General features: G+C 69.2%; 24 protein-coding genes. 13 read left to right on the forward strand and 11 right to left on the reverse strand.

The features are described 5' to 3' along the window. Positions 1–822 carry a protein-disulfide reductase DsbD domain-containing protein gene (locus tag AB6A69_RS10000; protein WP_371060638.1) on the reverse strand — a complete coding sequence of 274 codons (822 nt, stop codon included), beginning with the start codon at positions 820–822 and terminating at the stop codon, positions 1–3. Between the two features lie 140 nt (positions 823–962). Here AB6A69_RS10000 and AB6A69_RS10005 point away from each other — a divergent pair, with 140 nt between their 5' ends. From AB6A69_RS10005 to plsY, 6 genes are all read left to right on the forward strand, one after another. After that, positions 963–1,529, forward strand: a complete 567-nt coding sequence (locus AB6A69_RS10005) for a YqgE/AlgH family protein (RefSeq protein WP_371060639.1) — start codon at positions 963–965, stop codon at positions 1,527–1,529. Positions 1,530–1,591: 62 nt separating this feature from the next. After that, positions 1,592–2,548: an aspartate carbamoyltransferase catalytic subunit gene (locus AB6A69_RS10010; protein WP_371056190.1), complete on the forward strand. Its 957-nt coding sequence runs from the start codon at positions 1,592–1,594 to the stop codon at positions 2,546–2,548. Further along, positions 2,545–3,111 carry a hypothetical protein gene (locus AB6A69_RS10015; RefSeq protein WP_371060640.1) on the forward strand — a complete coding sequence of 189 codons (567 nt, stop codon included), beginning with the start codon at positions 2,545–2,547 and terminating at the stop codon, positions 3,109–3,111. The genes AB6A69_RS10010 and AB6A69_RS10015 overlap by 4 nt, the downstream gene beginning before the upstream one ends. A gap of 148 nt (positions 3,112–3,259) precedes the next feature. Beyond that, a complete protein-coding gene (locus AB6A69_RS10020; RefSeq protein WP_371060641.1) occupies positions 3,260–3,652 on the forward strand; it encodes a hypothetical protein in 393 nt (130 codons plus the stop codon). Next, entirely contained in the window at positions 3,649–4,938 is a 1,290-nt protein-coding gene (gene pyrC / locus AB6A69_RS10025; protein WP_371060642.1) for a dihydroorotase, read from the forward strand. The genes AB6A69_RS10020 and pyrC overlap by 4 nt, the downstream gene beginning before the upstream one ends. Continuing rightward, a complete protein-coding gene (gene plsY, locus AB6A69_RS10030; protein ID WP_371060643.1) occupies positions 4,938–5,546 on the forward strand; it encodes a glycerol-3-phosphate 1-O-acyltransferase PlsY in 609 nt (202 codons plus the stop codon). Before pyrC ends, plsY begins: the two co-directional genes overlap by 1 nt. On the opposite strand, the gene AB6A69_RS10035 is transcribed toward plsY, so the two are convergent. Together AB6A69_RS10035 and AB6A69_RS10040 are read right to left on the reverse strand one after the other, a co-directional pair. Beyond that, positions 5,543–6,355, reverse strand: coding sequence for an alpha/beta fold hydrolase (locus AB6A69_RS10035; RefSeq protein WP_371060644.1), 813 nt, complete (start codon positions 6,353–6,355; stop codon positions 5,543–5,545). The two genes, plsY and AB6A69_RS10035, sit on opposite strands and share 4 nt — an antisense overlap. Then, on the reverse strand, positions 6,352–6,948 hold the full coding sequence (locus tag AB6A69_RS10040; RefSeq protein WP_371060645.1) for a 2-hydroxychromene-2-carboxylate isomerase: 597 nt from the start codon (positions 6,946–6,948) through the stop codon (positions 6,352–6,354). The genes AB6A69_RS10035 and AB6A69_RS10040 overlap by 4 nt, the downstream gene beginning before the upstream one ends. A gap of 99 nt (positions 6,949–7,047) precedes the next feature. On the opposite strand from AB6A69_RS10040, the gene AB6A69_RS10045 reads away from it, so the two are divergent. Further along, entirely contained in the window at positions 7,048–8,067 is a 1,020-nt protein-coding gene (locus tag AB6A69_RS10045; protein WP_371039101.1) for a ribose-phosphate pyrophosphokinase, read from the forward strand. Between the two features lie 81 nt (positions 8,068–8,148). Here the strand turns inward: AB6A69_RS10045 and atpC are convergent, their stop codons facing one another. From atpC to AB6A69_RS10075, 6 genes are all read right to left on the reverse strand, one after another. After that, positions 8,149–8,547 (reverse strand): ATP synthase F1 subunit epsilon, encoded by a 399-nt coding sequence (gene atpC / locus AB6A69_RS10050; protein WP_371039102.1) that lies wholly within the window; start codon positions 8,545–8,547, stop codon positions 8,149–8,151. Positions 8,548–8,581: 34 nt separating this feature from the next. After that, positions 8,582–10,006, reverse strand: coding sequence for a F0F1 ATP synthase subunit beta (gene atpD, locus AB6A69_RS10055; RefSeq protein ID WP_371060646.1), 1,425 nt, complete (start codon positions 10,004–10,006; stop codon positions 8,582–8,584). 19 nt (positions 10,007–10,025) lie between these two features. Continuing rightward, complete coding sequence (locus tag AB6A69_RS10060) at positions 10,026–10,904, reverse strand: F0F1 ATP synthase subunit gamma (protein ID WP_371039104.1); 879 nt, start codon at positions 10,902–10,904, stop codon at positions 10,026–10,028. 29 nt (positions 10,905–10,933) lie between these two features. Further along, positions 10,934–12,472 carry a F0F1 ATP synthase subunit alpha gene (atpA, locus tag AB6A69_RS10065; RefSeq protein ID WP_371060647.1) on the reverse strand — a complete coding sequence of 513 codons (1,539 nt, stop codon included), beginning with the start codon at positions 12,470–12,472 and terminating at the stop codon, positions 10,934–10,936. Beyond that, on the reverse strand, positions 12,473–13,039 hold the full coding sequence (locus AB6A69_RS10070) for a F0F1 ATP synthase subunit delta (RefSeq protein WP_371060648.1): 567 nt from the start codon (positions 13,037–13,039) through the stop codon (positions 12,473–12,475). A gap of 297 nt (positions 13,040–13,336) precedes the next feature. Next, positions 13,337–14,077, reverse strand: a complete 741-nt coding sequence (locus AB6A69_RS10075; RefSeq protein ID WP_371060649.1) for a class I SAM-dependent methyltransferase — start codon at positions 14,075–14,077, stop codon at positions 13,337–13,339. Between the two features lie 62 nt (positions 14,078–14,139). Here AB6A69_RS10075 and gloB point away from each other — a divergent pair, with 62 nt between their 5' ends. The 3 genes from gloB (at position 14,140) to AB6A69_RS10090 (ending at position 18,351) form a co-directional block, all read left to right on the forward strand. Then, on the forward strand, positions 14,140–14,907 hold the full coding sequence (gloB, locus tag AB6A69_RS10080) for a hydroxyacylglutathione hydrolase (protein WP_371060650.1): 768 nt from the start codon (positions 14,140–14,142) through the stop codon (positions 14,905–14,907). A gap of 154 nt (positions 14,908–15,061) precedes the next feature. Beyond that, a complete protein-coding gene (clpA, locus tag AB6A69_RS10085) occupies positions 15,062–17,386 on the forward strand; it encodes an ATP-dependent Clp protease ATP-binding subunit ClpA (protein WP_371056198.1) in 2,325 nt (774 codons plus the stop codon). Further along, complete coding sequence (locus AB6A69_RS10090) at positions 17,383–18,351, forward strand: M23 family metallopeptidase (protein WP_371060651.1); 969 nt, start codon at positions 17,383–17,385, stop codon at positions 18,349–18,351. The genes clpA and AB6A69_RS10090 overlap by 4 nt, the downstream gene beginning before the upstream one ends. Here the strand turns inward: AB6A69_RS10090 and ade are convergent. Continuing rightward, the gene (gene ade, locus AB6A69_RS10095; protein ID WP_371060652.1) at positions 18,338–20,044 is read right to left on the reverse strand and encodes an adenine deaminase; all 1,707 of its coding nucleotides are present in this window, start codon (positions 20,042–20,044) and stop codon (positions 18,338–18,340) included. The two genes, AB6A69_RS10090 and ade, sit on opposite strands and share 14 nt — an antisense overlap. A gap of 120 nt (positions 20,045–20,164) precedes the next feature. On the opposite strand from ade, the gene AB6A69_RS10100 reads away from it, so the two are divergent. From AB6A69_RS10100 to AB6A69_RS10110, 3 genes are read left to right on the forward strand one after another with little or no spacing between them, the layout of a single operon-like run. Continuing rightward, the gene (locus AB6A69_RS10100; protein ID WP_371060653.1) at positions 20,165–21,205 is read left to right on the forward strand and encodes a carbon-nitrogen hydrolase family protein; all 1,041 of its coding nucleotides are present in this window, start codon (positions 20,165–20,167) and stop codon (positions 21,203–21,205) included. Then, a complete protein-coding gene (locus AB6A69_RS10105) occupies positions 21,202–22,326 on the forward strand; it encodes a cupin domain-containing protein (RefSeq protein WP_371060654.1) in 1,125 nt (374 codons plus the stop codon). The genes AB6A69_RS10100 and AB6A69_RS10105 overlap by 4 nt, the downstream gene beginning before the upstream one ends. 14 nt (positions 22,327–22,340) lie before the next feature. Beyond that, complete coding sequence (locus tag AB6A69_RS10110) at positions 22,341–23,255, forward strand: fumarylacetoacetate hydrolase family protein (RefSeq protein ID WP_371039114.1); 915 nt, start codon at positions 22,341–22,343, stop codon at positions 23,253–23,255. 13 nt (positions 23,256–23,268) lie between these two features. On the opposite strand, the gene AB6A69_RS10115 is transcribed toward AB6A69_RS10110, so the two are convergent. After that, positions 23,269–24,678 (reverse strand): short-chain fatty acyl-CoA regulator family protein, encoded by a 1,410-nt coding sequence (locus AB6A69_RS10115; protein ID WP_371056205.1) that lies wholly within the window; start codon positions 24,676–24,678, stop codon positions 23,269–23,271. Positions 24,679–24,823: the final 145 nt, after the last annotated feature.

The following is a 24,823-nucleotide window of genomic DNA, read 5'->3' on the forward strand; positions in this document are numbered from 1 at the left end:
TCAGCGGGACCCGCAGCCGCGGATATCCACGGCCGAGGCGCCGTCCAGCAGCGTGACGCGCACACCGTCACGGTCCAGCGCGAAGGCGTTTCCATCGACGTGGACCAGACGGCTTTCCGCGGCCAGGCGGCCGGCCGCCGCCGAAAGCGCCGGTTCGGAAACCCAGACATGCGGGTCCGCAGTCTCGATCACCGCGGCCTTCACGCCGCGGGCGCCAGGCATCTCGACCTCCACCCGCAGGCCGAGGCCATCCTGCGCGGGCGCGAGGACGCATGTCACGGCGGAGACGTCCGCCTCCTCGGCGCTGAGAGGGCGGGCGGCCAGCGCGGCGGCGATGGCGGGATCGGGGCGACGCGCGTCGGCGGGCAGCACGCCCGCCACGGACACCTGGGCGGGGATGCAGATGTCCTCGCAGACGCCGAGGTCGATCCGCGCGGAAATCCGCACATCCGCGCCGCTGCGCGCGGGGCGGACGTGCAACGGCAGGACGACGCGGTCGGCGTAGACGATGGATCGCATGCCGTTCTGGTCGAAGACCCGCGGCACCGGCCAGGAAATCGCGACGCCCGACAGGTTGTCGGACCCGGACCAGTCGAAGCGCGGCGGGATGCCGGCGTCGCCCGGCGCGCGCCAGTACGTCTTCCAGCCCTGGGCGAGGACGAGCTCCAGCCCGGCCAGATGCGTGCCGTCCGGCTGGCGCCATCCGGGCAGAAGGCGCGCGGACACGACATCGAGACCCGTTCCGGCCTGCGCGGCCGGAACGGCAGGAGGGGTGGCGAGGGCGGCCAGCGCGGCGAAAAGGGCAAGGGTGCGAGACAACATGAGACATCGGATGCGCCAATTCGCGCGAGAATCCAAGTCACGTTCCGGCGAGACGCGGCACGCGGTGCCCGCGGCAGAGGCTTGCACCCCGCCCGACCCTTGACCATGTTCGTGAAAACCTTCCTTCGACACGAGGCAAGATGGCGGACGCCACCCCACTCATCGGCAAGCTTCTCATCGCCATGCCCGACATGGGCGACCCGCGCTTTTCCCACAGCGTCGTTTTCGTCTGCGCCCATTCCGAAGAGGGCGCGATGGGCCTCATCGTCAACAAGCCCACCGACGACGTGACGCTGAAGGACCTTCTGGAGCAGCTGTCGATTCCCGTCACGGCGGGCCTCAGGGACATCAAGGTGCATTTCGGCGGTCCCGTCGAGACGGGGCGCGGCTTCGTGCTGCACGGGCCCGACTACGCCTCCTCCATCTCCACGCTGGTGGTCGACGCGCGCTTCGCCATGACCGCCACGCTCGACATCCTGGAGGAACTCGGCGAAGGCGGCGGCCCCGAGAACGCGATCATGGCGCTGGGCTACGCGGGCTGGGGCCCCGGGCAGCTCGAGGCCGAGCTGGCGGCAAACGGCTGGCTGGCCTGCGATGCGACGCCCGAGCTCGTCTTCTCGCCCGATGACGGCGGGAAATGGCAGGCCGCGCTCAGGACGCTCGGCATCGACGCGCTGATGCTCTCGGGCACGGGCGGCCGGGCCTGAGCACGGCTTGCCGCGCGCCGGCCCGGCCCATATAAGCGGTCGGCGAGGCAAGGATCGCGCGCATGGGTTTCAGAGACCGTCACCTCCTCGGCATCGAGCCGCTCTCGCCCGCGGCGATCACGGAGATACTCGACCTTTCCGACGGCTACGTGGACTTCAACCGGCAGCCCGCGCGCCACACCGAGGTGCTGGCCGGAAGCACGCAGATCAACATGTTCTTCGAAAGCTCCACGCGTACCCAGGCGAGCTTCGAGCTGGCCGGCAAGCGGCTGGGCGCGGACGTGATGAACATGGCGATGCAGGCCTCCTCCATAAAGAAGGGCGAGACGCTCATCGACACGGCGATGACGCTGAACGCGATGCATCCCGATCTGCTGGTGGTGCGCCATCCCCACTCGGGCGCGGTGAACCTGCTGGCCGAAAAGGTCGCCTGCGCCGTGCTGAATGCGGGCGACGGGCGCCACGAACACCCGACGCAGGCCCTGCTGGACGCGCTGACGATCCGCCGCGCGAAGGGACGGCTTCACCGGCTGTCGATCGCGATCTGCGGCGACATCGCCCATTCGCGGGTGGCACGCTCCAACATCCTGCTTCTGGGCAAGATGGAGAACCGCGTGCGGCTCATCGCGCCGCCCACGCTCCTGCCCTCGCGGATAGGGGAGTTCGGCGTGGAAGTCTTCGAGGACATGGAGGCGGGGCTGCGCGACGTCGACGTCGTGATGATGCTGCGCCTTCAGAAAGAGCGGATGGATGGCGGCTTCATCCCGTCCGAGCGCGAATACTACCATCGCTACGGGCTCGACGCCGAAAAGCTCGCGCATGCGCGGCCCGACGCCATCGTGATGCATCCCGGGCCCATGAACCGGGGGGTGGAGATCGACGGCACGCTGGCCGACGACATCAACCGCTCGCTGATCCAGGCGCAGGTGGAGATGGGCGTGGCGGTGCGCATGGCGGCGATGCATCTGCTGGCGCGCAACTGGCGCGAGGCGGCCGCCGCGCAGGAGGTTGAGGCATGACCACGGTTCTCGACATCCCCGCCCACGAACACGCGGTGATCCGCGTCTTCGCGCTGGACCTGTCGCCCGAGGAGGCGGCCCGCTGGTCGGAGGCCGATGGGGACGGGCCGCATCCGCTGGCCGAAGCGCTGGGAGCGGAGCCTTTCGATCCGCGCTTCGCCGAGATCGTGCGGCTTTCCGACATCGCGGAGATGGGGCTGCCCGACTATCTCGCGGAAGGTTACGACGTGCCACGGGAAGAACTCGACCCCTTCGCCGAACGGCTTCGCGGGCTCTCGAGCCATGTCGCGGTCGTGATGTCGAGCGCTTTCGCCGACGCGGCGCAAGAGGTGACGGTGCGCGCGCCGCTGCGGCTTGTCGCGACGTTCCAGGAGGCCGGGGCAGAGACGCCCCTGTCGGGCGTGTCCGCGGAGTCCGCTCGCGGTCAGGCCCCGGCGGACGGCACGCCCGGCCCGCCCGACGATGCCGCTGCGGGCGGACGTCGGGGCGTTGTGCTGACGCTGATCGCGCTTGCGGTGCTCGTGCTGCTCGCCGTGGCGGCGCTGGCGGGCGCGCCGCGATGACGTGCCGGCCGGGGCAGATCCCGGGGCCGGTCATCGGCCGCCCGGGACCGCGCGCGGACGGCCTGGCGCCGGCCTTCGCCGCGCGGAAGGGACGGAAGAGCCGCCAAGAGCCGATCCTCGCTGGCCGCCAGCGCCCGGGGCCCGCCCAATGAGCGCGACCGTGTTCCGCGCCGACCGGGCGACCTATATCCGCGACCACGCCTGGCTTGCCGCCGCGGCCATGGCGGGCGCCATGGTCGTGCTGTGGATCATCGACAGCCCCCATGTCTGGACCGGCGCCGTCGCGGGCCTTGCCGCCGTGGCCTTCCGCGCCTGGTTCCTCGCCTCGGAAGAGCTTGCCATCGAATGGCGCCTGGAAGACGGGATGCTGAGCGGACCGCAGGAGCGCCGGGTGGCGCTGTCGGAGATCGCGGCGCTTCGCACCCTCGGCAGCGCGGTGCAGATCGTGACGAAGGGCGGCGACAAGCACCTGCTGAAATACCAGGCCGACCGGGAGGCGGTGCGCGACGCGATCCGGAACGCCGCGGGAGGATATCTGTGAGCACGATCCTTTTCGAGAACGCCCGGCTGATCGATCCGGAGGCCGGCACCGACACCGCCGGCTGGCTTCTCGTCGAGAACGGCGCGGTGACCGGCACTGGCGCGGCGAAGGGGCCGGTTCCCGTCGCGGCGGAGGCGCGCATCGACTGCCGCGGCAAGTGCCTCGCCCCCGGCATCGTCGATCTGGGGGTGAAGATCGGCGAGCCGGGCGAGCGTCACAAGGAAAGCTTCCGTTCCGCCGGTCTTGCCGCCGCGGCGGGGGGCGTGACCACCATCGTGACGCGACCCGACACGCAGCCGCCCCTCGACAATCCCGAAAGCCTGGAATTCGTCGTCCGGCGCGCGGCCGAGGCCGCGCCGGTGCATGTCCGCCCCATGGCCGCGCTCACCAAGGGGCGCGAGGGGCGGGAGATGACCGAGATCGGTTTCCTGATGGATACCGGCGCGATCGCCTTCACCGACGCGGACCGGGTCGTCGCGGATACCAAGGTGCTCTCGCGCGCGCTCACCTACGCCCGCGGGCTCGGCGCGCTCGTCATCGGGCACCCGCAGGAGCCCGGGCTCTCGCGCGGGGCTGCGGCGACCTCGGGCAAGTTCGCCTCGCTCAAGGGGCTTCCGGCGGTCTCGCCCATGGCCGAGCGCATGGGCCTCGACCGGGACATCGCGCTGCTGGAGATGACCGGCGCGCGCTATCACGCCGACCAGATCACCACGGCGCGGGCGCTGCCCGCTCTGGAGCGGGCCAGGAACAACGGTCTCGACATCACTGCGGGGGTGAGCGTGCATCACCTGACGCTGAACGACCTCGACGTGGCCGACTACCGCACCTTCTTCAAGCTGACGCCCCCCCTGCGCTCGGAGGACGACCGTGTGGCCGCCGTGGAGGCGCTGCGCACCGGGCTCATCGACGTGCTCTGCTCCTGGCACACGCCGCAGGACGAAGAGAGCAAGCGGCTTCCGTTCGAGGAGGCGGCGGCGGGCGCGGTGGGGCTCGAGACGCTCCTGCCCGCCGCGCTGCGGCTTCACCACGCGGGCGCGCTCACCCTGCCCGAGCTTTTCCGCGCCATGGCGCTGAACCCGGCGCGGCGGCTCGGGCTCGAGGCGGGCCGCCTCGCCCCCGGCGCGCCTGCGGACCTCGTGCTTTTCGACCCGGACGCGCCTTTCGTGCTGGACCGGTGGAAACTGCGCTCGAAATCAAAGAACACGCCCTTCGACGGCGCGCGCCTGCAGGGCCGCGTGATCGGAACCTGGGTCGGCGGGCGCCGCGTGCACGGGACGGACGCGTGATGCCCGCGGCGGAAAGCGGCGCCGCGCTTCTCGCGCTCTGGGCCGGGCTGGGCTACCTGCTCGGCTCGGTGCCGTTCGGCGTGCTGCTGACGCGCGCGCTGGGTCTTGCCGACCCGCGGAAGATCGGGTCGGGCAATATCGGCGCCACGAACGTGCTGCGCACCGGCAACAAGGCCGCCGCCGCGGGCACGCTGCTGCTCGACGGCGGAAAGGGGGCCGCGGCGGTGCTTCTGGCCCGCGCGGTGGCCGGCGAGGACGCGGCGCAGATCGCCGGGCTCGCGGCGTTTCTGGGACATTGCTATCCGGTCTGGCTCGGCTTCCGGGGCGGCAAGGGCGTGGCCACCTTCCTCGGTCTGGTGCTCGCGCTCGCCTGGCCCGTGGGCGTGGCCTGCTGCCTGACCTGGCTCGCCACCGCCGCGCTCGCACGAATCTCGTCGCTCGCCGCGCTCGTCGCGGCGGCGAGCGCCGCGCCCTGGGCGATCGTGCTCGGCCGTGGCGAGATGGCCGCGCTGGCGGTCGCCCTCGCGCTTGTCGTCGCCTGGCGCCACCGCACCAACATCGCCCGGATGCGGGCAGGCACGGAGCCGCGCATCGGGCGGAAGGGCTAGCCCGTCCGGTCCAGCAACCCGCGGATCGCGCGGGCGGTCGCGGCGGGATGGGTCAGCGGCGCCATGTGCCCCGCGCCGGGGATGACCGCGCGCCCCGCATCCGGCAGACGCGCGGCGAGGCCGGCGCAGATCGCGCGGATGTAGGCGTTGGTCTCCGCCCCCTCGACGAGCAGGGCCGGCACGGCAAGTCGTTCCAGCGCGCCCGAGGCGACGAGGCCGGCGGGATCCTCCATCACCGCGCGGCTTCCACCCTCGACGACCGGCATCCGCGCGGCGATCTGCGCCCGAGCCGTGCCGGAGAGCGCGGCCCAGGGGCGTCCCGCCCCCCACACCGCCGTGAAAAGCCGCCCGGCCTCCGCCCAGTCGCCCCGCGCCACGGCGGCGTCGTAGGGCGCCATCATGGCGTCGTGCCGGGCCATCAGGTCCGGCCGGTCCGCGGCGAGCACGGCGAAGAACACGGGCTCGATCATGGTGAGGGAGCGGACGAGGCAGGGCCGTTCGCTGGCCAGGCGCAGCGCGACCGTGCCGCCGAAGGAATGGCCGATCAGGTCCACCGGCCCCGCGCCCGCCAGATCGGCGGCGATCGCCACGGCCTGCGCCTGCACGTCTCCACCGTCCCAGGCCGGGCTTCGCCCGTGGCCGGGCAGGTCGAAGGCCGCCATGCGCAGCCGGTCCCCGAGATGCCCGGCCAGCGCCTCGAACATACCCCCGTTCCCGAGCGCGCAATGGATCAGGACGGCGCGGCGCGCCCCCTCGCCCCAGCGGCGGAGGAAGACGGCGGCGCCCCCGGCCGCTTCATGCTGCGTCAAAGCTTTCCGGCAAGATGCAGGTCGAGATCCTCCAGCCGGTCCTGGCCCCAGAACCTCTCGTCGCCGACGATGTAGAAGGGGGCGCCGAACACCTCCGCCGCGACCGCTTCCTCGAGGTTGGCGCCATAGGTCTCGGCCCCCGCCAGGAGGCCCTTGTCGGCGAGCGCCGGGTCGAAACCCGCCCGGGAGAGGCAGTCGCGGATCACCTCGTCCTCGGCGATGTCGCGCTCCTCGGCCCAGCAGGCGGTCAGCAGGTTCCGCACAAGCGCGCCCACGTCGCCCCCACGATCGCCCTGCGCGGCGATAACGGCGTAGGAGGACGGGGCGGGATTGGTCGGGAAATGCGCGGGCCGGAGGTTGATTGGCATCCCGCGCTTCGCGGCCTGGCGGCGCAGTTCCTGCATCCGGTAGGCCTGCCGCGCCGGATGGCGCTCGGCCGGCGCCACGCCCCCGGTGCGGGCGAAAAGCGCCACGATATCGACGGGCTTGTAGACGATGTCGGCGCCATGCGCCCCGGCGATGCGTTCGAGACGGTCGCCGGCGAGATAGGCGAAGGGCGAGATCGTGGAGAAGAAATAGTCGATCCTCGGCATGGCGCGCTCCGCTCGGGCAAGGTTTGCGCGACCCTAAGCGCGTGCTAAGCGGTGTCAACGTCACGAATCCGTCATGTGCGCCATCGCCGGAGCCCCAGCATGCCAAACATCATCGAGCCAAAACTGATCTCCGGAAACGCGAACATGCCGCTTGCGCGCGCGATCGCGCGCCGCATGTCCATGCATCGCGGCATGAATGTCGGGCTGGTGGACGCCCGGGTGGAGCGTTTCAACGACCAGGAAGTCTTCGTCGAGGTGTTCGAGAACGTCCGGGGCGAGGACATGTTCATCGTCCAGCCGACCTCGAACCCGGCCAACGACAACCTCATGGAGCTGCTGATCATGGCCGATGCGCTGCGCCGCTCCTCGGCTGCGCGGATCACGGCGGTGATCCCCTATTTCGGCTACGCGCGCCAGGACCGGCGCACCAAGGCGCGCACGCCGATCTCCGCCAAGCTGGTGGCGAACATGCTGGTGGGGTCCGGAATCGAGCGGGTGCTGACGATGGATCTTCACGCCGCCCAGATCCAGGGCTTCTTCGACATCCCGGTGGACAACCTTTACGCCGCGCCGGTCTTCGCCCTCGACATCCAGGCGCAATTCCAAGGGCATGTCGACGAGGTGATGGTCGTCTCGCCCGACGTGGGCGGCGTGGCGCGCGCGCGCGAACTCGCCCAGCGTATCGGCTGCCCTCTCGCGATCGTGGACAAGCGCCGCGAGAAGCCGGGCGAGGTGGCCGAGATGACGATCATCGGCGATGTGAGCGACAAGCGCTGCATCATCGTGGACGACCTTTGCGACACGGCGGGAACGCTTTGCAAGGCGGCGCAGGTCCTCCAGGAACGTGGCGCCAAGGAAGTGCACGCCTATATCACCCACGGCGTGCTGTCGGGCCCCGCGGTCGAGCGGATCACCAACTCGGTGATGAAGAGCCTCGTCATCACCGACACCATCCAGCCGACGCAGGCGGCCATGGCGGCGCCCAACATCCGCATCCTGCCCACCGCGCCGATCTTCGCGCAGGCGATCCTGAACATCTGGAACGGAACGTCGGTGTCGTCGCTGTTCGAGACCGAGACGCTGGAGCCGATCTACGAAGGCCAGTTCAAGGTCGCCTGACCGGCGCGCGCCCACCCGGAAACGGAAAACGGCCCCACGAGGGGGCCGTTCCCGGATCCCTGAAAACGACCCGCGGGCCGTTCAGACCATGTCGTCCATCAGCTGCGCGAGGTCCGCGACGAAGAGTTCCGCGGCATCCTTCTGTTCGGCCGGGGCCTTCTGCGCGGCGGTGCGCGCCTCCTCGAGCGCGGCCTCGATCTCGTCGCGGTTCTCCGCGCCGGACTTGTAGGCGCGTTCCGCGAGGACGATGGCGCCCTCGGGCGAGAGTTCGGCGAACCCGCCGGTCACCGCGTAGCGCGCGGTCTGACCGTCCGCACCCGTCACGGTGACGATGCCCGGCCGCAGGCTGGTGATGACCGGCGCGTGGTTCGGCATCGCGGTCATCTGGCCATCCGCCCCGGGCAGCTGCACCTGTTGTGCCTCGAGCGAGGCGAGGCGCCGCTCGGGCGAGACGAGATCGAACTGCATCGTGTCGGCCATTGGGCCTTCCTTTCTCGGTTGCGTCGGGCCCGGCTCAGGCGGCGTCCGCCGCCATCTTCTCGGCCTTCGCCTTCACGTCCTCGATGCCGCCCACCATGTAGAAGGCGCCCTCGGGCAGGTGGTCGTATTCGCCGGCGACCACGGCCTTGAAGGAGGCGATGGTCTCCTCGATCGGCACCTGCACGCCGGGCGAGCCGGTGAACACCTCCGCCACGTCGAAGGGCTGGCTGAGGAAGCGCTGGATCTTGCGCGCCCGCGCCACGGTCAGCTTGTCCTCTTCGCTGAGCTCGTCCATGCCGAGGATCGCGATGATGTCCTGCAGCGACTTGTAGCGCTGAAGGATGCCCTGCACGTCGCGCGCCACCTGGTAGTGCTCTTCGCCGACCACCGAGGGATCGAGAATCCGGCTGGTCGAGTCGAGCGGGTCCACGGCGGGGTAGATGCCCAGCTCGGAGATCGCGCGCGACAGAACGGTGGTCGCGTCGAGGTGGGCGAAGGAGGTCGCGGGCGCCGGGTCCGTCAGGTCGTCCGCCGGCACGTAGATCGCCTGCACCGAGGTGATGGAGCCCGCGCGCGTGGAGGTGATCCGCTCCTGCAGTGCGCCCATGTCGGTCGCGAGCGTCGGCTGGTAGCCCACGGCCGAGGGGATCCGGCCGAGAAGGGCCGACACCTCGGAGCCCGCCTGGGTGAAGCGGAAGATGTTGTCCACGAAGAACAGCACGTCGGTGCCCGACTGGTCGCGGAACTGCTCGGCAAGCGTGAGGCCCGACAGCGCCACGCGCATCCGCGCGCCCGGCGGCTCGTTCATCTGGCCGTAGACCAGCGCCACCTTGGACTTGGTCAGGTCTTCGGCGTTGATCACGCCCGACTCGATGAACTCGTAGTAGAGGTCGTTGCCCTCGCGGGTGCGCTCGCCGACCCCGGCGAACACCGAATAGCCCGAGTGCACCTTGGCGATGTTGTTGATGAGTTCCTGGATGAGAACCGTCTTGCCCACCCCGGCACCGCCGAAGAGGCCGATCTTGCCGCCCTTCGAATAGGGCGCGAGCAGGTCGATGACCTTGATGCCGGTGACGAGGATCTCGGACTCCGTCGACTGCTCGACGAATTCCGGCGCGCTGGCGTGGATCGGGCGCCGCTCCTCCGTCTTGACCTCGCCCTTCTCGTCGATCGGCTCGCCCACGACGTTCATGATGCGCCCGAGCGTCCCGTCGCCGACGGGCATGGTGATCGGCCCGCCGCTGTCGGCAACCTCCTGTCCGCGCACGAGCCCCTCGGTCGCGTCCATCGCGATGGTGCGCACCGTGTTCTCGCCAAGGTGCTGCGCGACCTCGAGAACGAGGCGCTTGCCGTTGTTGTCGGTCTCGAGCGCGTTCAGGATCTCGGGCAGGTGTTCGTCGAACTGAACGTCCACCACGGCGCCGATGACCTGCGTCACTTTACCTTTTTCATTTGCCATGTCGGTGTCTCCGGTTCCGTTAGAGCGCCTCGGCGCCCGAAATGATCTCGATCAGCTCGTTGGTGATAACGGCCTGTCGGGTGCGGTTGTACTGGATGGTCAGCTTGTCGATCATCTCGCCCGCGTTGCGCGTCGCGTTGTCCATCGCCGTCATCCGGGCGCCCTGCTCCGAGGCGCCGTTCTCCAGCAGCGCGGCGAAAATCTGCGTCGCCACGCCCTTGGGCAGCAGATCCGCCAGGAGTTCTTCCTCGCCCGGCTCGTAATCGTAAAGCGTACTCGCCGCGGCGTCCTCCTCGGGGGCGTCGAAATCGGCCGGGATGACCTGCTCCGCGGTGGGTTCCTGGCTGACCACGTTGATGAAGCGGGCGTAGTAGATCGTGGCCACGTCGAATTCGCCGGCGTCGAAACGCTCGAGAACGTTCCGGGCGATCGCCTGCGCGTCGCCGTAGCCCACGCGCTTCACCTCCGACAGATCGACGTGATCGATGAACTGGTCCGCCCATTCGCGCCTCAGCACGTCGCGGCCCTTCTTGCCCACGGTGAGGATCTTCACCGTCTTGCCGTCCGCCGCAAGCTTTTCCGCGTGTCGCCGGGCCAGCTTGGCGATGTTGGCGTTGAACGCGCCGCAAAGGCCGCGCTCCGCCGTCATCACGACCAGCAGATGCGTCTGGTCCGACCCGGTCCCGGCCAGCAGCTTGGGGGCGTTCGCGGTGTCGCCCACCGAGGCGGCGAGCTGCCCCATCACGGCGGCGAACCGCTCGGCGTAGGGGCGCGACTGTTCGGCCGCATCCTGGGCGCGGCGAAGCTTCGCCGCCGCGACCATCTGCATGGCGTTGGTGATCTTCCGGGTCGACTTGACCGACTCGATCCGGTTCTTGAGGTCCTTTAGGCTTGGCATGCGCCTTGTCCTTCGTCCCGTGGATCAGGTCAGCTGAAGTCCTTGGCGTACTCGTCGATCACCGACTTCAGCCGGTCCTCCGCGTCGCCCTTGATCTTCGGGTCCTCGTTCGTGATCCAGTCGAGCGTGTCCTTGTGCTTGCCGCGCAGGTGCTTGAGCAGTCCCTCCTCGAAGCGGCGAACGTCCGCCACCTTGAGGTCGTCGAGGTAGCCCTTGGTGCCGGCGAAAACGACACAGACGATCTCGGCGTTGGTCAGCGGCGAGAATTCCGGCTGCTTGAGAAGCTCGGTCAGGCGCGCGCCGCGGTTCAGCAGCCGCTGCGTCGAGGCGTCGAGGTCCGAGCCGAACTGCGCGAAGGCCGCCATCTCGCGATACTGCGCGAGTTCCAGCTTCAGCGAACCCGCGACCGACTTCATCGCCGCGGTCTGCGCCGCAGAGCCCACGCGGCTGACCGACAGGCCGGTGTTAACGGCCGGGCGGACACCCTGGTAGAAGAGCTCCGTCTCGAGGAAGATCTGGCCATCGGTGATCGAGATCACGTTGGTCGGGATGAAGGCCGACACGTCGCCCGCCTGCGTCTCGATGATGGGCAGCGCGGTGAGAGAGCCCGCGCCGTTGTCCTCGTTCATCTTCGCCGACCGCTCCAGCAGGCGGGAGTGCAGGTAGAACACGTCGCCCGGATAGGCCTCACGGCCCGGCGGGCGGCGAAGCAGAAGCGACATCTGGCGGTAGGCCACGGCCTGCTTCGACAGGTCGTCGTAGACGCAGAGCGCGTGGCGGCCGTTGTCGCGGTAGTATTCCGCCATTGCGGTGGCCGAGTAGGGCGCGAGATACTGCATCGGCGCCGGGTCGGAGGCGGTGGCGGCGACCACGATGGAATATTCCATCGCGCCGCTCTCCTCGAGCTTCTTCACGAGCTGCGCGACGGTCGAGCGCTTCTGGCCGATCGCGACGTAGACGCAGTAGAGCTTCTTCGACTCGTCGTCGCCCGCCGCGTCGTTGTAGCTTTTCTGGTTGAGCATGGTGTCGAGCGCCACGGCGGTCTTGCCGGTCTGCCGGTCGCCGATGATGAGCTCGCGCTGGCCGCGGCCGATCGGGATCATCGCGTCGATCGCCTTGAGGCCGGTCGCCATCGGCTCGTGCACCGACTTGCGCGGGATGATGCCCGGCGCCTTCACGTCCGCGACGCGGCGCTCGGTCGCCTCGATCGGGCCCTTGCCGTCGAGCGGGTTGCCGAGGCCGTCGACGACCCGGCCCAGAAGCGCGTCGCCCACCGGCACGTCCACGATGGACTTCGTGCGTTTGACCGTGTCGCCCTCGCCGATCTCGCGGTCCGAGCCGAAGATCACGATGCCGACATTGTCGACCTCGAGGTTGAGCGCCATGCCGCGGATGCCGCCGTCGAACTCCACCATCTCGCCGGCTTGGATGTTGTCGAGGCCGTGGACCCGGGCGATCCCGTCACCGACGGAAAGGACGCGGCCGACCTCGGCAACCTCGGCCTCTTCGCCGAAGTTCTTGATCTGCTCCTTCAGGATCGCAGAAATCTCGGCTGCTTGGATACCCATCTATCCGACCTCTTTCATTGCATTCTGGAGAGAGTTGAGGCGCGAGCGGATCGAGGTGTCGATCATCTTCGAGCCAACCTTGACGACAAGACCGCCGATGAGATCCTCATCGACGGTCGCATTGATCTTAACGTCCTTGCCGAAGCGCGCCTTGAGCGTCTCGCCGAGTTTCTGCGACTGCGCCTTCGTCAGCGCCTTCGCGCTGATCACGTCGGCCGTCACCTCGCCCTTGTGGCGGGCGATGCGCTCGCGCAGTTGCGTGACGAGCTGCGGCAGCACGAAGAGGCGACGCTTCTGCGCCATCAGGCCCAGCGCGTTGGCGAGCGCGGGCATCAGCTCCATCTTCGCCGCGACCGCGGCAATCGCACGCTCCTGCGCTTCCCGGCCATAGATCGGCGAGGAAATGAGATCCCGAAGCTCGGGGCTGTCCGCCAGCGCCTCGCCCAGCGCATCCGCCCCCGCCTCGAGCGCGTCGAGAGAGTCGGCCTCGAGGGCGATCTCGAAGATGGCGGTGGCGTAGCGCGCGGCGATGCCAGAGGAAATCGATGCTGTTTCGGACACGTCCACCCTTCCGATGTCAAGCCCCGGCCCATGGTCGCACGAAACCGCGCCCGGGGACGTTGAGGCGCCCGGCGGGCGCTGGCAGCAAAATCGGCGTGGGTGTAGCAGAGGCTTTGTGACTGGGCAACAACCTAAGCCGCCTTTTGCATGGCGCCGCGAAGTCCCTGTGCAAGCGGGCCCGATCGGGCCCGGCCGGCCGCGCCCCGGGGCCGCCGCGGCCCGGGCTCGCTGCGCCTGCGAAGCGATGATTCCCGCACCGCGGCAATCGCGGCCGGTCTCGCGCCACGTCCCCGCACGCGCCCGTCAGGCGGGCTTTGCCTCCGGCGACGGGGCGAGCACCCCGAGCGGCTTTCGCGCCTGCTCCTTCGCGCCCGGCCCCGCCGGCGCCGAGACGCGCTTGGACACCTCGACCATCAGGACCCCGCCGGCGAGGCCGGACGACAGGCTCCGGCCCATCCGTTCCCACATGGCGCCGGTCTTCATCCAGAAGCGGCGGCTGCTCGGCGGCTGGAAGAGCGCCGCGGCATGCCGTTCGGTCACGAAGTCGTGCGCCCGCAACTGCGTCTCCAGCTGGGACATCGTGTAGGGTCGGCCGTATCCGAACGGCGTGTCGTCGCTGCGCGACCACAGACCGGCGCGGTTCGGCACGATGAACATGGCGCGCCCGCCCGGCCCCAGCACGCGGTGACATTCGCGCAGAAGCTCCGAGGGCCGCTCCGACGTCTCCAGCCCGTGAAGCACCACGAGCCGGTCCACGTGCCCCGTCTCGATCGGCCAGAGCGTCTCTTCGCTCAGGACGGCGACGTTCGGCAGCCCTGACGGCCAGGCCATGACCCCCTGCGGCGCCGGCATGAGAGCGACCACGCGCCGCGCCTCGCTCAGGTAGGGGCGGAGCAGGGGAACCGCGAAGCCGAAGCCCGCCACGGTGCGCCCCTTCGCCTCCGGCCACAGCGTCCGCAGGTGGTCACGGATCGCCCGTTGCGCCGCGCGCCCGAGGGCGCTGCGGTAATAGAAGTTTCGCAGGTCCTGCACGTCCAGATGCATTGCGACCTATGGGGCAAATCGGCAAGGCTGGGACGAGCATAGCAACCGAGAGACGAAACACCATGCCCCTCGAGATCGTCACCGTTCCCTGCCTGACCGACAACTACGCCTTTCTCGCTCACGACCCCGAGACCGGCGCGACCGCCGTCGTGGATGCGCCCGAGGCCGGGCCGATCCTGTCGGCACTGGAAGAGCGTGGCTGGCGCGCCGACCTGGTGATCCTGACGCACCACCACGGGGATCACGTGCAGGGCCTCGCCGACATCATGGACGCCCATCATGCAAAGGTGGCCGGCCCAGCGGACGACGTGCACCGGCTTCCCGCGCTCGACATGCAGCTCGCCGAGGGGGACGAGATCGAGATCGGCGCCGAGCGCGGAAGGGTCATCGAGGTGCCGGGCCACACCACCGGCCACATAGCGGTGCACTTTCCCGAAAGCGGCATCGCCTTCACCGCCGACAGCCTCATGGCGCTCGGCTGCGGGCGCGTCTTCGAGGGCACGATGGACCAGATGTGGGCCAGCCTGTCCAAGCTCGCCGCGCTGCCGCCGGAAACAATGATCTGCTCCGGCCACGAATACACCCTCGCCAACGGAAAATTCGCGCTGTCCGTTGAACCGGGCAACGCCGACCTTATTTCCCGGATGGAAGAGACGGAAAAGGCCCGCGCAGACGGCCGACCGACCGTCCCTTCCAGACTGGGGCTGGAACTCGCAACGAATCCCTTTCTGCGTGCCGCAAGCCCGGACATCCGCGAAACCATCGGCATGCCCGATGCCTCCGACGCGGACGTGTTCGCGGAACTGCGGCGCCGGAAGGACGAATTCTGAGCCTCGCGGCGGGACAACACGACGCAGTGAAGCCGATTGTGAAGCGCGCTTCCAAGAAAATGCTTGAAGCCGGTCGGTGATCGACCAAACTTTAACCAGCAGAGCCCATCGTCGGAGACACACCTCCGTCGGCCAAGACCAGAGGAGCACGCCCGTGCCGTCATTCTCGACCACGCTGGAACAGGCAATCCACTCCGCGCTGGCGCTGGCCAACTCGCGCTCGCACGAGTTCGCCACGCTCGAGCACCTGCTGCTCGCGCTCATCGACGAGCCCGACGCCGCCAAGGTGCTGAAAGCCTGCAACGTCGATACCGAAGACCTCCGCGGAACGCTCGTGGACTTCATCGACGACGACCTTTCGAACCTCGTCACCGACGTGGAAGGGTCTGAAGCGGTGCCGACCGCCGCCTTCCAGCGCGTGATCCAGCGCGCGGCCATCCACGTCCAGAGCTCGGGCCGCACCGAGGTGACGGGCGCCAACGTGCTCGTCGCGATCTTCGCTGAGCGCGAGTCGAACGCCGCCTACTTCCTGCAGGAGCAGGACATGACCCGCTACGACGCGGTGAATTTCATCGCCCATGGCGTGGCCAAGAACCCGGCCTACGGTGAAAGCCGCCCGGTGACCGGCGCGACCGAGGCCGAGGAAGAGCAGGCGCAGGCGTCCGAGCAGGCCGACCAGAAGGAATCCGCGCTCGGAAAGTATTGCGTCGACCTCAACGAGAAATCGCGGCGCGGCGACGTCGATCCCCTGATCGGCCGCGACACCGAGGTGGAGCGCTGCATCCAGGTGCTGTGCCGCCGCCGCAAGAACAACCCGCTTCTCGTGGGCGATCCGGGCGTCGGCAAAACCGCCATCGCCGAGGGCCTCGCGCTCAAGATCATCCGCGGCGAGACGCCCGAGGTGCTGCGCAACACCACGATCTACGCGCTGGACATGGGCGCACTTCTGGCCGGTACCCGCTACCGCGGCGATTTCGAGGAGCGGCTGAAAGCCGTCGTGCAGGAGCTGGAGGACCACCCCGATGCGGTGCTCTTCATCGACGAGATCCACACCGTGATCGGCGCCGGCGCGACCTCCGGCGGGGCGATGGACGCCTCCAACCTCCTGAAGCCCGCACTTCAGGGCGGGCGGCTGCGCACCATGGGCTCCACCACCTACAAGGAGTTCCGCCAGCACTTCGAGAAGGATCGCGCGCTCAGCCGCCGGTTCCAGAAGATCGACGTGACCGAGCCCACGGTCGATGACACCGTGAAGATCCTCAAGGGCCTCAAGCCCTATTTCGAGGATCACCACGCGGTGAAGTACACGGCCGACGCTATCAAGTCGGCGGTCGAACTCAGCGCGCGCTACATCACCGACCGCAAGCTGCCCGACAAGGCGATCGACGTGATCGACGAGGCCGGCGCGGCGCAGCACCTCGTGGCGGAGTCGAAGCGTCGCAAGACCATCGGCGCCAAGGAGATCGAGGCGGTGGTCGCCAAGATCGCCCGCATCCCGCCCAAGAGCGTGTCGAAGGACGACGCCGAGGTGCTCAAGGATCTCGAGGGCACGCTGCAGCGCGTCGTGTTCGGCCAGGACCAGGCGATCGTGGCGCTGTCGTCGGCGATCAAGCTTGCCCGTGCCGGTCTGCGCGAGCCCGACAAGCCCATCGGCAACTACCTCTTCGCCGGCCCGACCGGCGTCGGCAAGACGGAGGTCGCCAAGCAGCTCGCCGACACGCTCGGCGTGGAGCTTCTGCGCTTCGACATGTCGGAATACATGGAAAAGCACGCCGTCAGCCGCCTGATCGGCGCACCTCCGGGCTATGTCGGCTTCGACCAGGGCGGGCTGCTCACCGACGGGGTGGACCAGCACCCGCACTGCGTGCTCCTGCTCGACGAGATCGAGAAGGCGCACCCGGACGTGTTCAACATCCTGCTGCAGGTGATGGACCACGGCACGCTGACCGACCATAACGGCCGCTCGGTGGATTTCCGCAACGTGATCCTGATCATGACCTCGAACGCGGGCGCCACGGAACAGGCCAAGGCGGCCGTCGGCTTCGGCCGGGAACGCCGCGAGGGCGAGGATACCGCCGCCATCGAGCGCACGTTCACGCCCGAGTTCCGCAACCGGCTCGACGCGGTCATCAGCTTCCAGCCGCTGCCCAAGGAAGTCATCCTCCAAGTGGTCGAGAAGTTCGTGCTGCAACTCGAGGCGCAGCTCATGGATCGCAACGTCGCCATAGAGCTGACGAAACCGGCCGCGGAATGGCTCGCCGAGAGGGGTTACGACGACAAGATGGGCGCGCGCCCGCTTGGCCGCGTGATCCAGGAGCACATCAAGAAGCCGCTCGCGGAGGAGTTGCTCTTCGGCAAGCTCGCCAAGGGCGGTGTCGTCCGCGTCGCCATCAAGGACGGCAAGATCGACCTGCAGATCCAGGGGTCGGGCAAGCCGCGGCTTTCCGGCAACAAGCCGCCCCTCCTGACCGCGGAGTGACACGGGCGCTCGCGCTCGCCTGCCTTCTCGCCCCCGCCGCAACCGCGGCGGGGGCGCTCGATCTCGGGCCGCCCCTCGTCTGCCCGGAAGGTCGAACCTGCTTCATCCAGCAATACGTGGACCGCGACCCGGGCCCCGGCGCGCAGGATTACACCTGTCAGGGTCTCAGCTATGACGGTCACAAGGGAACGGATTTCGCGCTGGCCACGCATGCCCAGATGGCAGAGGGCGTGGACGTGATCGCCGCCGCACCGGGTGTGGTGCGCGGCACGCGCGACGGGATGGCCGACATCGTCTTCGAGGCGCGGATGGAGACCACGCTCGACGGGCGGGATTGCGGCAACGGCGTCGCGATCCGCCACGAGAACGGCTGGGAAACGCAGTACTGCCATCTGCGCCGCGGGTCGATCAGCGTGCGCACCGGCGACAAGGTGGCGCGCGGCGACGTGCTGGGCCAGGTCGGCCTCAGCGGCCGGACCCAGTTCCCGCATGTGCATATCTCGGTCCGCGATGCGGAGGGACAGGTCGTGGACCCGTTCGACCCGGATGGCGAACTCTCCTGCGGCGCCCCGCCTGCGTCCGACGCGATGCTCTGGACGGATCCGCCCGCCTACGTGCCGGGCGCGCTGCTCGACGCGGGCTTCGCCACCGGCGTGCCGGACTATGCGGCGGTCAAGGCGGGCGCGGCGCGCGAGGCACTTTTGCCCGACGCTCCGATGGTGCTGTTCGGCTATGCCTTCGGCGGCCGGACGGGCGACGAGCTCGCGCTCCGCATCGAGGGGCCGGACGGCATCGTCGTCGAGGACGTGAGCCGCCTCGACAAGCCGCAGGCGCAATTCTTCCGCGCCGCGGGCCGGCGCAGCCCCCCGGGCGGCTGGGCACCCGGCGATTATCGCGGGGTCGTGGAGTTCCGCCGCGCGGGAGAGGTCATCGGCACGCGCGACGTGCCGGTCACCCTGCGCTGATCACCTCGAAGCGGTCCACGTCCACCATGCCGTGATCGGTGATCTTCAGATGCGGGATCACCGGAAGCGCCACGAAGGCGAGTTGCAGGAAGGGTTCGGCCAGCGTCACGCCCAGCGCCTTCGCGGCCGCGCGCAGCTCCCTGAGCCGCGCATGCACCTCCTCGAAGGGCGCGAGGCTCATCAGCCCGGCCATCGCCAGCGGCAGCTCTGCCGTCACCGCGCCCGCCCGGGCCACGACGAAGCCGCCGCCGATCCCGGACAGACGGTTCACCGCCACGGCCATGTCGGCATAATCCGCGCCGACGGCGACGATGTTGTGATGGTCATGCGCCACGGTGGCGGCGATGGCGCCCTCCCGGATGCCGAAGCCCCGCACGAAGCCGGTGGCGATGTTGCCGTTCCGCCCGTGCCGCTCCACCACCGCCACGCGGGCGAGATCGCGCGCGGGATCGGGGCGCTTGTCGCCGTCCTCGGGCGCGATCTCCTCGGTCAGATGCGCGGTGATGATCTTGCCCGGCAGGATTCCGATCACGGGCGTCTCGGCCCGGTTGCCCGCGCAGCGGAAGCTTTCGGGGCCGACGCGCGGCGCGTTCACGCTGCGGGTCGCCACGGGCGGCACCGTCTCCCGCGTGGCGAAGGCGGCTTCCGTCGCCTCGACGCCCCCGCACCAGACACGGACGGCGCGGCAGTCCTCGAGCGACTCCAGCGCCACGATATCCGCCCGCTTGCCCGGCGCGATCTGGCCCCGGTCCTTCAGCCCGAACGCCTCCGCCGCCGAGAACGAGGCGGCGCGATAGACCGCGAGAGGCGGGCAGCCCGCCGCGATCGCCGTGCGGATCATGTGGTCGAGATGGCCCTCCTCGGCGATGTCGAGCGGGTTCCGGTCATCGGTGCAGAAGGCGAGGTAGGGCGCGGTGCGCTCGGTCAGAAGCGGCATCAGCGCCGCGAGATCCTTCGAGACGGAACCCTCCCGGATCAGGACGCGCATGCCCTTCTGCAGCTTCTCCCGCGCCTCCTCTGCGCTCGTCGCCTCGTGCTCGGTGCGGATGCCGGCCGCCAGATAGGCGTTGAGCTCGCGCCCGGAGAGAAGCGGCGCATGCCCGTCGATGTGCCGGCCCCGGAAGAGCTCCAGCTTGGCTAGCACGTCCGGCTCGCCATGCACGACGCCGGGATAGTTCATCATCTCCGCCAGCCCGATCACCTTCGGATGGTCCATGAGCGGCGCGAGGTCCGCCGCTTCCAGCCGCGCGCCCGCCGTCTCCATCGCGGTCGAGGGCACGCAGGACGACAGGTTCACGCGCAGGTCCATGACCATCCGCTCGGCCGCGTCGAGGAAATAGCGCAGCCCCGCGAGCCCCGCGACGTTGGCGATCTCGTGCGGGTCGCAGATCGCCGTGGTGATCCCCCGCGGCGCCACGCAGCGCTCGAACTCGAAGGGCGTGACCATCGAGCTTTCGACATGAAGGTGCGTGTCGATGAAGCCCGGCACGAGGACGAGGCCCGAGACGTCCACCTCCTCCCGGCCGTCGTAGCTTTCGCAGGTGCCGACGACGGTGTCGCCCGCGATCGCCACGTCGCCGTCGAGCAGCTCCCCCGTCACGAGGTCGAGCACACGGCCCCCCTTCAGCACGAGATCGGCGGGCGCGCGGCCCGCGCCCTGGGCGACGAGAGAGGCGAGATCGGGGCGGGACATGGGCGGGCTCCTTCGCGGCTGACCCGATGATGCCAGCACGCGGGCGGAAGGCAACCGCCACGCGGCTCGATTGACAGGGTGCGGCAGGCTGATAGCGTTGAGTGGGGAGGATCGCGCGCCATGCTGAGGGAGTTTCCGGTGTTCACCGCCGCCGCCGTGCAGGCTGCGCCGGTCTATCTCGACGCCGCGGCCACCGCCGAGAAGGCGGCGCGGCTGATCGGAGAGGCGGCGGCGAAAGGCGCGAGGCTCGTGGTCTTCCCCGAGGTCTTCGTGCCCGGCTATCCCTACTGGAACTGGATCACCGACCCGGTGACCGGCAGCGCCTGGTTCGAGAAGCTGGTGCGCGCCTCGGTCTTCCTGCCCGGCCCCGAGATCGAGACCGTGGCCGCCGCGGCGGCCGAGCACGGCGTCTACGTGGTGATCGGGGTGAACGAGCGGAGCCCGGTCTCGCTCGGCGCGCTCTATAACACGCTCGTCTTCCTCGGGCCGGACGGGACGATGCTGGGCCGGCACCGCAAGCTCGTGCCCACCTGGGCCGAGAAGCTCACCTGGACGGGCGGGGACGGCGCGTCGCTCCGGGTCTACGACACGGAAATCGGCCCCCTGGGCGGGCTCGCCTGCGGCGAGAACACCAACACGCTTGCCCGGTTCACGCTGCTCGCGCAGGGAGAGCTGGTGCACGCGGCCTCCTACATCTCGCTGCCCGTCGCGCCGCCCGACTACGACATGGCCGAGGCGATCCGGCTGCGCGGCCAGTCCCACAGCTTCGAGGGGAAGGTCTTCACCGTCGTCGCCACCTCCACCATCTCCGAGGAGATCATCGCGGCGATGGAAGGGGTGCGCCCCGATGCCCGCGCGCTCCTCGAGCGCAAGTCCTCGGCCTGGTCGGGCATCATCGGGCCCGACGGGCGCGAGGTGGTGCCCGGGCTCGTGGACGAGGAGGGGATCGTCACCGCCGAAATCGATCTCGCCCGCTGCATCCAGCCGCGGCAAATGCACGACATCACCGGGCACTACAACCGCTTCGACATCTTCCGGCTCGAGGTGAACCGCACGCCCCATGCCGCCGTCTCGCCGCGCGACCCGTCCACGCCGGGCGAGGGGCAGGCCGCCGGAACCGCGCCCGCCGGGCCGATCGTCACCGAAGGAGACGCCCCATGAACGCCAAGGATCAGCGCGACGACATTCTGGGCCGCGCGCGTGTGAAGGACGACGAGGCGCTCCGCGCCTATTACGACGAGCTCGCCGCCTGCGAGACCGGCGCGCTCTGGACCGTGGCCAACGACATCGAGCCCTGGGAGCCCACGCCCAAATCGGCGCCGACGATCTGGCGGAGCCGCGATCTGCGCGAGAAGGTGCTGGCCGCCCTCGATCTCGTGAAGCCCGAGGATGCGGGACGCCGCGTGGTGTTCCTGCGCAACCCGAAGCGCAAGGACGTCTCGGCCTGCTGCGGCTGGCTCTTCTCCGGCATCCAGGTGATGCGCCCCGGAGAGGCCGCGCCGGCGCACAACCACGCGGCCTCGGCGCTGCGCTTCATCATGGAGGGCGCGGGCGCCTACACGGTGGTGGACGGGCACCGCCTCACGCTGAACGCGCGGGATTTCGTCATCACGCCCAACGGTACCTGGCACGAGCACGGCGTGCTGGAGGATGGCGAGACCTCGATGTGGCAGGACGGGCTCGACATCCCGCTCACCAACGCGCTCGAGGCCAATTTCTACGCGGTGCACCCCGAGGACTGGCAGAACTCCAACCTGCCCTTCGACGCGAGCCCCGCGACCTGGGGCGCGCCGGGTCTTCTGCCCGCGAAGGAGAAATGGGGCGCCTTCTACTCTCCGCTGATGAAATACGGCTGGGACCAGACCTACGAGGGGCTTCAGGCCTACGCGAAGGTGACCGACGGCGACCCGTTCGACGGCATCTACATGCGCTTCGTGAATCCGCAGACCGGCGGGCACCCGATGGCCACGATGGGCGCCTCGATGCAGATGCTGCGCCCGGCCGAGCACACCAGGGCGCACCGGCACACCGGCAACGTGATCTACCAGGTCGCCAAGGGGCGCGGCTACTCGGTGATCGGCGGCGTGCGCTACGACTGGGAAGAGCGCGACATCTTCTGCGTCCCGCCCTGGACCTGGCACGAGCACTGCAACCTCGACGAGGCCGACGACGCCTGCCTCTTCTCCTTCAACGACTTCCCGGTCATGGAGGCGTTGAAGTTCTACCGCGAACAGGCCTATCCCGAGAACGGCGGCCACCAGGACGTGACCGCGACGGCCTGAACGGGGGACATACCATGAAACTCATCACCTTCCGCCGGCATCCCGCGGATGCCGGCCGGCTCGGCGCCCTGCTGGGCGATCAGGTGGTCGACCTGGCGCTGCTGGGCGACGCCACGGGCGAACCGCTGCCCGACGCGATGCTCGACTTCATCGATCTCGGGCCGCAGGCCGTGGCGCAGACCGCCGCGCTGCTGGACGACATCGGGGACGACATGCCGCTGGGCGCCGCGCAGCCCCTGGCCAACGTCACGGTGATGGCGCCGATCCCGCGCACGCGGAAGAACATCTTCGGCATCGGCCTCAACTACGCCGAGCACATCGCCGAAAGCGCGCGCGGCCTCGACACCGCAGCCGACATGCCCGAGAAACCGGTCATCTTCTCGAAGCCGCCCACCGCCATCGTCGGCCCGGGCGATCCGATCCTGCACGACGCGTCGCTCACGCAGCAGCTCGACTGGGAGGTGGAACTCGCGGTCGTCATCGGCACGCGGGCGCAGCGGGTCGCGGAGGCCGACGCCATGAGCCGCGTCTTCGGCTACACGGTGATGTGCGACGTCTCGGCCCGCGACAACCGCCGCGCCGGACAGTGGATCGTCTCCAAGGGCATGGACAGCTACGCGCCGATGGGGCCCTGCATCGTCACCGCCGACGAGATCCCGGATCCGCACGACCTCGACCTCTGGCTTGCCAAGAACGGCGAGGAGAAGCAGCGCTCCAACACCCGCGACATGTATTTCAAGATCCCGCATCTGATCGCCGACCTGTCGGCGGGCATCACGCTGGAGCCGGGCGACGTGATCGCCACGGGCACGCCCGAGGGCGTGGGCGCGGGGCGCGATCCACAGGAATGGATGTGGCCGGGCGACGTGATCGAATACGGCGTGGACGGCATCGGCGTCATGCGCAACCCGGTGGTCCGGGCGGGCTGACGGCCCCTCGCGGTCAGACCTGGTAGCGCGTGGCGCCCCGCCGCCGCGTGTCCACTGGCCGCGCGAGGATGGCGGCGTGATGGGCGCGCTGGTCGCAGTTGGCGCGCGGGCAGATGCGGCAGTTGATCCCGATAGGCGTCATCTGCGTGGCCTTGACCGCGAAGCCCTCGGCGTAGCCGATTTCGGGCGCGTGCTCGACCGAGCAGCCCATCGCGACGGCAAGCCGGATGTCCTGCGCGTGGCGCGCGAAGGTGGGCCGGTCCACCGTGCGGGAGAAGACGAAGAACTGGCTCTGGTCGGGCATCTCCACGAATTGCGGCACGATGCGCCCCGGCGTGCGAAAGGAGGTGTGCACGTCGAGCCGCGGGCAGGCGCCCCCGCGCTCGGCGAGGTGGAAGCTCGTGGAATTGAAGCGCTTGGTGACGTTGCCCGCCTTGTCGATCCGCAGGAAGAACAGCGGCACGCCCTGCGCCCCGTCGCGCTGAAGCGTGGTGGCCCGGTGACAGGCCTGCTCGAAGCTCACGCCGAAGCGCGTGGCGATATGGTCCATGTCGTATTTCGAGGCGCGCGCCTCGGCCAGAAAGGCGTCGTAGGGCATGAGCACCGCTGCCGCGAAATAGTTGGCGAGTTCCACCCGGCAGCGCGCGCGGCCATTCGTGTCCTGGATCCCCGAACGGTCGAGAATCCCGTCGAGCAGCGCCTCCTGCTCGACGAGCGCGGCAACGTGGCAAAGCTGGAACACCCGGTTGGGGTGGTCCATCGCCTGGCTCAGCAGCACCTCGCGGCGCTCTTCGTCGAACAGGCGCAGCGCGTCGGGCAGGTCCTGGACCGGCACGAGACGGGTGCTGAGCCCGAGCCGCTTCGCAAGCCGCGCCTTCAGGTGCGAATAGACGTCATCGAGGGGCGGCGGGGACCCTGCCCAGAACGTCTCGGCCGCCGCCTCGAGTTCGGGGAAATGGTTGCGGTTGCGCCGGAAGAAGTCGTGGACCGCGGATTCGGGCGAGGCCGCGATAAGCGGCTCGGCCTGGGACTGGCCGGCCGACGCGACGCTGATCAGCTGGTCCGTCGCCGCCTGGTAGGAGCGGTAGAGCTTCAGGAAGCCGCGCGCCAATTCGGGGCTGTGAACGAGTGCGGCGCGAAGCTGGGGCAGATCGGGGCGCACATCCTCGAAGAGCGGATCCTGCAGGACGGCGCGCAGATCGGCGAGCTGAGTGCTGTCGTCGTCCTCGGCGATGGCGCGCCAATCCACGCCGTAGACCTCGAAGAGGCGGAGCATCACCGGCACCGAGACGGAACGCTCGTTGTTTTCCAGCAGGTTGACGTAGGAGGTCGAGATACCGAGCGCGCGGGCCATCTGCGCCTGCGTCTCCCCCCGCTCGAGCCTGAGGCGCCGCAGATGCGGGCCGATGAAGGTCTTCTGCATGCCTTTGCACACCTTTGACGTTTGTGTATTTCACAATTACACATATTTTGATTAATGTAAAATCTCGCGTTTACAGCAGAACCCGTTTTGCTTTTGCACAATTGATGGGCAGTGGCAGTGTCCGGCTCGAAAGACAGATTCCCGC

It is taken from the genome of Rhodosalinus sp. 5P4, assembly GCF_041365695.1.
Taxonomy (GTDB): Bacteria; Pseudomonadota; Alphaproteobacteria; order Rhodobacterales; family Rhodobacteraceae; genus Rhodosalinus.

Excerpts from the sequence above, each read along its gene's own strand:
- AB6A69_RS10010 (WP_371056190.1), top strand. The coding sequence starts at position 1,592 with ATGGGTTTCAGAGACCGTCACCTCCTCGGCATCGAGCCGCTCTCGCCC.
- AB6A69_RS10110 (WP_371039114.1), top strand. The coding sequence starts at position 22,341 with ATGAAACTCATCACCTTCCGCCGGCATCCCGCGGATGCCGGCCGGCTC.
- AB6A69_RS10100 (WP_371060653.1), top strand. The coding sequence starts at position 20,165 with ATGCTGAGGGAGTTTCCGGTGTTCACCGCCGCCGCCGTGCAGGCTGCG.
- AB6A69_RS10045 (WP_371039101.1), top strand. The coding sequence starts at position 7,048 with ATGCCAAACATCATCGAGCCAAAACTGATCTCCGGAAACGCGAACATG.
- atpD (WP_371060646.1), bottom strand. The coding sequence starts at position 10,006 with ATGGCAAATGAAAAAGGTAAAGTGACGCAGGTCATCGGCGCCGTGGTG.
- atpC (WP_371039102.1), bottom strand. The coding sequence starts at position 8,547 with ATGGCCGACACGATGCAGTTCGATCTCGTCTCGCCCGAGCGGCGCCTC.
- atpA (WP_371060647.1), bottom strand. The coding sequence starts at position 12,472 with ATGGGTATCCAAGCAGCCGAGATTTCTGCGATCCTGAAGGAGCAGATC.
- AB6A69_RS10115 (WP_371056205.1), bottom strand. The coding sequence starts at position 24,678 with ATGCAGAAGACCTTCATCGGCCCGCATCTGCGGCGCCTCAGGCTCGAG.
- ade (WP_371060652.1), bottom strand. The coding sequence starts at position 20,044 with ATGTCCCGCCCCGATCTCGCCTCTCTCGTCGCCCAGGGCGCGGGCCGC.
- AB6A69_RS10105 (WP_371060654.1), top strand. The coding sequence starts at position 21,202 with ATGAACGCCAAGGATCAGCGCGACGACATTCTGGGCCGCGCGCGTGTG.
- AB6A69_RS10075 (WP_371060649.1), bottom strand. The coding sequence starts at position 14,077 with ATGCATCTGGACGTGCAGGACCTGCGAAACTTCTATTACCGCAGCGCC.
- AB6A69_RS10040 (WP_371060645.1), bottom strand. The coding sequence starts at position 6,948 with ATGCCGAGGATCGACTATTTCTTCTCCACGATCTCGCCCTTCGCCTAT.
- AB6A69_RS10060 (WP_371039104.1), bottom strand. The coding sequence starts at position 10,904 with ATGCCAAGCCTAAAGGACCTCAAGAACCGGATCGAGTCGGTCAAGTCG.
- AB6A69_RS10020 (WP_371060641.1), top strand. The coding sequence starts at position 3,260 with ATGAGCGCGACCGTGTTCCGCGCCGACCGGGCGACCTATATCCGCGAC.
- AB6A69_RS10005 (WP_371060639.1), top strand. The coding sequence starts at position 963 with ATGGCGGACGCCACCCCACTCATCGGCAAGCTTCTCATCGCCATGCCC.
- AB6A69_RS10000 (WP_371060638.1), bottom strand. The coding sequence starts at position 822 with ATGTTGTCTCGCACCCTTGCCCTTTTCGCCGCGCTGGCCGCCCTCGCC.
- plsY (WP_371060643.1), top strand. The coding sequence starts at position 4,938 with ATGCCCGCGGCGGAAAGCGGCGCCGCGCTTCTCGCGCTCTGGGCCGGG.
- AB6A69_RS10015 (WP_371060640.1), top strand. The coding sequence starts at position 2,545 with ATGACCACGGTTCTCGACATCCCCGCCCACGAACACGCGGTGATCCGC.
- gloB (WP_371060650.1), top strand. The coding sequence starts at position 14,140 with ATGCCCCTCGAGATCGTCACCGTTCCCTGCCTGACCGACAACTACGCC.